General features: G+C 39.4%; 5 protein-coding genes. 3 read left to right on the forward strand and 2 right to left on the reverse strand.

Annotated elements, in window-relative coordinates; all coding sequences use genetic code 11:
- Positions 1-643 precede the first annotated feature (643 nt).
- A complete protein-coding gene (locus ACFE90_RS34895) occupies positions 644-1,324 on the forward strand; it encodes a hypothetical protein (RefSeq protein ID WP_375506847.1) in 681 nt (226 codons plus the stop codon).
- 363 nt (positions 1,325-1,687) lie between these two features.
- Here the strand turns inward: ACFE90_RS34895 and ACFE90_RS34900 are convergent, their stop codons facing one another.
- Positions 1,688-2,662 carry a threo-3-hydroxy-L-aspartate ammonia-lyase gene (locus tag ACFE90_RS34900; RefSeq protein WP_375506848.1) on the reverse strand — a complete coding sequence of 325 codons (975 nt, stop codon included), beginning with the start codon at positions 2,660-2,662 and terminating at the stop codon, positions 1,688-1,690.
- A 207-nt stretch (positions 2,663-2,869) separates the two neighbouring features.
- Between ACFE90_RS34900 and ACFE90_RS34905 the strand changes: the two genes are divergently transcribed.
- A complete protein-coding gene (locus ACFE90_RS34905) occupies positions 2,870-3,682 on the forward strand; it encodes an SDR family NAD(P)-dependent oxidoreductase (RefSeq protein WP_375506849.1) in 813 nt (270 codons plus the stop codon).
- A 697-nt stretch (positions 3,683-4,379) separates the two neighbouring features.
- Positions 4,380-4,580 (forward strand): heavy-metal-associated domain-containing protein, encoded by a 201-nt coding sequence (locus ACFE90_RS34910; RefSeq protein ID WP_375506850.1) that lies wholly within the window; start codon positions 4,380-4,382, stop codon positions 4,578-4,580.
- Positions 4,581-5,000: 420 nt separating this feature from the next.
- Here the strand turns inward: ACFE90_RS34910 and aroF are convergent, their stop codons facing one another.
- Positions 5,001-6,101 (reverse strand): 3-deoxy-7-phosphoheptulonate synthase, encoded by a 1,101-nt coding sequence (gene aroF, locus ACFE90_RS34915; protein ID WP_375506851.1) that lies wholly within the window; start codon positions 6,099-6,101, stop codon positions 5,001-5,003.
- Positions 6,102-6,252 lie beyond the last annotated feature (151 nt).

Below are 6,252 nucleotides of genomic sequence, written 5' to 3' on the forward strand. Positions count from 1 at the left end.
GCGTGTCCATAACGCACCCTACGAAACTACTAGAAGAGTTGAAACCTATGCTGGTGATACTTGTGTGTACACCGTAGGCTCACTAAGGGGAGAGAAAAAAGCTTAACTGATCTGTATTGGTATCTAAAAATAATTCATTTAACATCAACAAATAAATCATTGAATTTGTAAAGTAATAAATTTAGAATATTCCGTAATGTTTGTTAAAAAACCCATTAACTAAACATAGCAAAAAATTTGCTTAATCAATATTAGAATTAGAGCCTATTCATGAAGCACAATATGTGGGTTTTAACTTTATGTAGGGTAACATTATTCACCATATCAAGGTTTGAGACAGCATTAAGTAGATAGGCGTAATTAAACATAAGATCAAACCTCACCCTCAATCCCTCTCCTTGCTAAGGAGAGGGAAGCCAGAGGCAGGGTGAGGTTTGATATTTAATTTAATCTACTTACTTACCCACCATACAAATACAGCAGATTTCAAGGAAGGTGAGGTACACAACGATTCGTCTGTTACCCAGGTATAAAGCGTGTTTTACTCCTGAATTCTGAATTATGCTGTATTTATATTCTTTTAAAATTTCAACAGAACTTATACATTAAATAACTTTGTTATTTTAATCAAAAAAGGAAAACTATGTTTGGTTCACGTATAGGCTGGCTGATTCCTGCGACCTTAACTATAGTCAGTTTAAGTTCAAATATACAAAGTGCAAAAGCACAAGATAATTATAATGATTATACGTTTAGTATTGACTACAATACATTTGTCACTTTTGACCCAACCTTCAGACCAGACTTAGGAATTATTAGAGCAACTATTAAAGGTGAAAGTACCAAACCTGCTCCTTATGGGTTGGATTTATTTCTTAGTGATGACTATGGCAAACTTGAGCCTATTGAAAATCCATCAATTAATAAATATACCTTTAACTCCAACCCAAGCGTATTTGGTTTAGAGGGAGAACCCGCATTTTCTGATAGGTATTATGGTGGTGCTAATGAATTATTTGGCAAAGCAAGTGACAGCGCTGAAATTAATTTTGCCGAAGGCATTATCAAAGGTGGTGGCGCTATTACCGTCTTTGGGGGAACAGGTTTATTCAAAAATGCTACAGGTACAATCACTTTTACTGAACAAGACCAACTTGATCCCTCTGGAACCCCTTCTCAAGGTTTAGCTAAACTGAATTTCACCTTGCAAACTCCTCAAAAGGTTCCAGAACCAACGACGACTACAAGTTTAATTGGTATAGGCTTAATTGGAGCAAGTTTAGTAATTAGTAAACGCTATAAAAAACAGGGTAAGCGCATCTAATTTTGTAGCTCTTTATACAGACAAAAAGCTTAAAACTCTATCTAAATATCAATTTTTCATTGAAAATAGGACAAATTGTCGTAAATGATTGAAAAAACATGGGTCAAATAGCTTTTCATGTTTTTTAACCACATAAAAATGAAAATGTCAATCCCACCCCTTAGCTCAGTGTAGTAATTTGGAACTGATTTGTGCTTTGGGTGAACCCCAAAACTACCATGTCAATAGGGTTTGAGATGCGCTTACCCTGCTATAAAAAAGTTCTTTATCGATGATAATCAGTTAAATATGGGAAAAAGAGAAAGCGATCGCCTCCTCTCCCCAAAATTCAGATGGCAATGAACCTGAAAACGATGTTTTTAATTACAATCCCATACAAAATAATTTACCAACTTGCGCCAAATCGACATTTCCACCACTGATGATGACACCAATTCTCGCCTTTGGTGCTGTCACCCCACCTTCGAGTAGGGCGGCGGCGGCAAGTACTCCGGTAGGTTCAACGACAATTTTTAGACGTTCCCACAAAAAAAACATGGTGCGAAGAATCGCTTCTTCAGATACCGTCACCATATCATCGACGTAATGCAGCACTAAGGGGAAAGTAATTTGACCAAGGCTAGGAGTTCGCGCACCATCGGCGATGGTATTAGGATTCTTGACAGTTTGCAGCACTTTGGTGTGAAAAGAGCGGGTAGCATCGTCGGCAAGTGCTGGTTCTACCCCGATTACTTTACAATTGGGTAAAAGTGCTTTGACTGCGATCGCACACCCTGAAAGTAATCCGCCTCCGCCACAACAAACTAATAGTAAGTCTAATTCACCAACTTCTTGGATCAATTCTAAAGCAGTTGTTCCCTGTCCGGCGACTACATGGGGATGATCGTAAGGGGGAATCAGAGTGAGATTGCGATTGCTTGCTAAATTTTGGGCTAATTCTTCCCGGTTTGTTTCTTGGCGATTGTATAAAATTATCTCTGCACCATAACCACGAGTGGCAGTTTGTTTGACAACGGGTGCATCATCAGGCATGACAATGGTGGTGGGAATATTGAGTAATTGCCCAGCTAAAGCGATCGCTTGGGCATGATTTCCCGATGAATAGGTGATAACGCCTGTTTGTTTTTGTGCTATTGATAGTTGGGCTAAGGCATTGTACGCCCCTCTAAATTTAAATGCCCCCGTGCGTTGAAAGTTCTCGCACTTAAAGAATACTTGGCTATTGGTGCGATCGTTAACAATTCTAGAAGTCAGCACAGGTGTACGGTGGGCAATCCCTAAAATTCGCTCTTGTGCTGCTTGCACGTCAGTTATAGCAACGGAATTATGCTGTGGCATTGATGACGATATTAAATATTTTTGCTCTTGTTTATATAGATACAGATTTTTATATTTATGCCAAATATGCTTGATTGAAATATACTCATTTCAGGTGGATAGCATCATTTATTGTCTGCATAAAATAGCTACAGTAGATATTATATATTGCTGTAGTAATTTTTAGAAGAATTAAATTAACTAACTCACGTTTACCATTTTTTTAGCATGAATAAAATATCTGAAAGTCAGCAAAAAAAAACTGTTCTAATTACAGGAGCGGCTAATGGAATAGGCTATCAATTAACCCAGATTTTTGCTCGTCATAGTTATAATCTTGTGTTAGTAGATAAAGATGAACAAAAACTTACTGAAATTCTAGATGAATTTCCGCAAAAATTTGGCATTTTTGTGAAAATTTTTGCTCAGGATTTATCTATCCCAACATCTCCAGAAGAAATTTTTACAGAACTACAGCAAGCATCGATAAAAATTGATGTGCTGATTAACAATGCTGGCTTTGGTACTTATGGAGAATTTAATGAAACAGACCTCACCACTGAACTGAAAATGCTCCAGGTAAATATAGTGAGTCTGACTCATTTAACTAAGTTATTCCTCAAGGATATGGTAAAGCAAAACTATGGAAAAATATTAAATGTGGCCTCATCTGCTGCTTTTCAACCAGGGCCTCTAAGGGCAGTTTATTTTGCTACTGAAGCCTATGTATTATCATTTTCCGAAGCGATCGCTAATGAATTAGAGGGCACAGGTGTCAGCGTGACTGTTCTTTGTCCAGGGCTAACAGCATCGGAATTTCAACAAACATCAGCAATGGAAGATTCAAAGATTCCTAACGTTAACAGAATGATGGATATGCAAACCGTTGCTAGGATTGGTTATCGGGGCTTAATGAAAAACAAAACTGTTATCGTTCCTGGTATGAGAAATAAGATATTGACTGAAAGCGTAAGATTTACACCCAGAAATTTAGTAACAAAGGTTGTGAGAAGTATACACGAACTCAAAAAAAATAGGTAGCCTTGCGGCAGGGGGAGCAGGGGAGGCAGGGGGGAGATTTTGGAAGTTGCTAGATCATCCCGCTTTCTCTGTAACCGTCCTATTTTCAACTAAATTGTGGGAGTACCTTTCCTCAACGCAACGAAGTGGAGTCAGGAGGTGGACAAGGGCATCTACCGAGAACCATAGGGCAGCCGTCCAATACTCCTGCCACAACTGCGTCACTGAAGGTTTTTGTAATCAAGCCCACTGTAGATATATGCCACAAGATAGCTGCTTTTTGGATATATATGTGCTATCTAAGTTGGGCAGAAGTACCTTGAGCATAAAAATAGTTAAAAACTACAGATAAAAAGGTTTTGTGACTTACGTATAAATGTTTGTATTTTCAAGCAGTCCTGCGAGAACAACTACATCGAACAGGAACGCCTATAGGAGAATCTGCAATCTCTAGTGGAGTCTTCAGAACAAACAAAAAGAGCGGGTTTTTAAAAGTTAGTAAGACTAAGTGGATTTTCATAAATTACTTTATATGTTTTGACATTTTATTTCGTTTTACTGGCTACAGATTGTCTTAATAACTATTGAAGTATAGCTATTATTTATTAGTATCTTTGGGATGCCCAATTCCCTCACTATAGTACGGATGTGCGCTCCCTATCTCAACCGTTAATATATTTATTAAATAGAGATTCCAGTTGACGGAAAGAGGTAAGTAATGGCAATTAAATTGAAAGTTCCGGATATCAAAGGTGATGAATGCGCCAATAAAATAACTAAATCTATTCAGACTATGGTAGCTGATGCTAAAGTAGATGTAAACGTTAATGCAAAAACCGTAGTTGTAGAAGGTGCGGCTTCTGAAGAGACAATTAAACAGATAGTTCAATCTGCTGGTTATACTATCGAGGGCTATTAATTACATTTCTAAATTTCTGAAGAGATTTAGATGAAGTAATTTAGCCAGCACAATTGCTTAGTCATATATTCGCCCGGTTTACGGGCGGAGTATTATTAATTACTCTACTTAATAAAGAATATTTACCTCCTCTGAATTGTTAAAATTTTCGGTACTCGTTTTCAAGAACGAATTAATATAAGGTCATAAATTTGACATTACTGAACCCCGTAATTCTCCAGAATCAAGCTAGCCTGCTCAAGCTGATTCTCTTGATCAATTTGCTCGTTGTAAAAGCGTGCCCACTCATCTGCTATTCCTAGCCTCATAGCGTCAAAGCGTGGGTAGTTTATGAAAACCCGATCAACAGATTATTTTGTCTAAAAAATCCGTTGATCGGGTTTAACCATTTGCAAAAAATCGTCTAAGATTAGGCTCTATCTACTTTGATAGTTCTGGTGTGAAGAGAATGCGACTTTCACCAATGCTACCAAATGCAGGTGTAGACCAGCGATCGACTACTTTGCCCAGAACTGACATGTCTTGAACTAAGCGGTCAAATTTATCAGGGGTGAGAGATTGGGGGCCATCGGATAAAGCTTTTGCCGGATTGGGATGAACTTCAATCATTAAGGCATCTGTACCAGCTGCGATCGCAGCCATTGCCATAGATGGAACATATTCAGACCTACCTGTACCATGACTGGGATCAATCATAATCGGTAAATGGGTGAGCGATCGCAATACCGGAAGCACTGATAAATCTAAAGTATTCCGGGCATATTTGCCATCAAAGGTTCTGATTCCCCGTTCACAAAGAATCACATTGGGATTTCCAGATGCCAAAATATATTCTGCCGCCATCAGCCACTCGTCAATTGTGGCAGACATCCCCCGCTTTAGCAGCACGGGTTTATCTTGAGCGCCTACCTTTTTGAGCAACGAGAAGTTGTGCATATTCCTAGCTCCGATTTGGATTATGTCAGCTGTTCTCGCTACTGCTGATAAATCGGCAGCATCCATTAGTTCTGTGACGATACCTAAACCAGTAGCTTCCCGCGCTGCTGCTAACAAATCTAAAGCGCTTTCACCATAACCTTGAAAGGCATAAGGTGAGGTGCGGGGTTTGTAAGCTCCGCCACGCAGAAACTGCGCTCCTGCTGCCTTCACCCGTTTTGCCGTCTCCACAATCATCGCTTCATTTTCAACGGAACAAGGCCCGGCTACCACTACGATGGAATGATGTTCGCCGAAATAGACATCACCGTTCGGTGTAGGTACGACAACTTCGCTGGCTTCTCCATGTCGGAATTCTCGACTTACGCGCTTGAAAGGTTGTTGCACTCGTAATACTTGCTCAATCCAAGGGCTGAACTCTTGAACCTGTAATTTATCAATGCTAGTAGTATCACCAATTAGTCCTAAGACAACTTTATGAGTGCCAACGCTTTTTTCTACTGTGACTCCCCAAGTGTCACTCAGTTCTTGGCTGATGCGAGTAATTTCGTCAACAGGCGTACCGTTCTTAAGTATGATAATCATCTGTTTTTCCTTGTGTATAGTTCTTGGGTGGGCTAATCTTTACAGGTCGATGCACTGGCATTGCAGGTCGATGCACTGGCATTGCGGGTCGATGGATTTGCATTGCAGGTCCATGCATTGACATTGCAGGAACATGAAAAGAGAATGCAGG

Origin of the sequence: uncultured Nostoc sp. (genome assembly GCF_964245445.1) — a bacterium.
Taxonomy (GTDB): Bacteria; Cyanobacteriota; Cyanobacteriia; order Cyanobacteriales; family Nostocaceae; genus Nostoc.

Bases quoted from the DNA above. Each gene is read 5' to 3' on its own strand.
- ACFE90_RS34895 (WP_375506847.1), top strand. From the start codon at position 644: ATGTTTGGTTCACGTATAGGCTGGCTGATTCCTGCGACCTTAACTATA.
- ACFE90_RS34900 (WP_375506848.1), bottom strand. From the start codon at position 2,662: ATGCCACAGCATAATTCCGTTGCTATAACTGACGTGCAAGCAGCACAA.
- ACFE90_RS34905 (WP_375506849.1), top strand. From the start codon at position 2,870: ATGAATAAAATATCTGAAAGTCAGCAAAAAAAAACTGTTCTAATTACA.
- ACFE90_RS34910 (WP_375506850.1), top strand. From the start codon at position 4,380: ATGGCAATTAAATTGAAAGTTCCGGATATCAAAGGTGATGAATGCGCC.
- aroF (WP_375506851.1), bottom strand. From the start codon at position 6,101: ATGATTATCATACTTAAGAACGGTACGCCTGTTGACGAAATTACTCGC.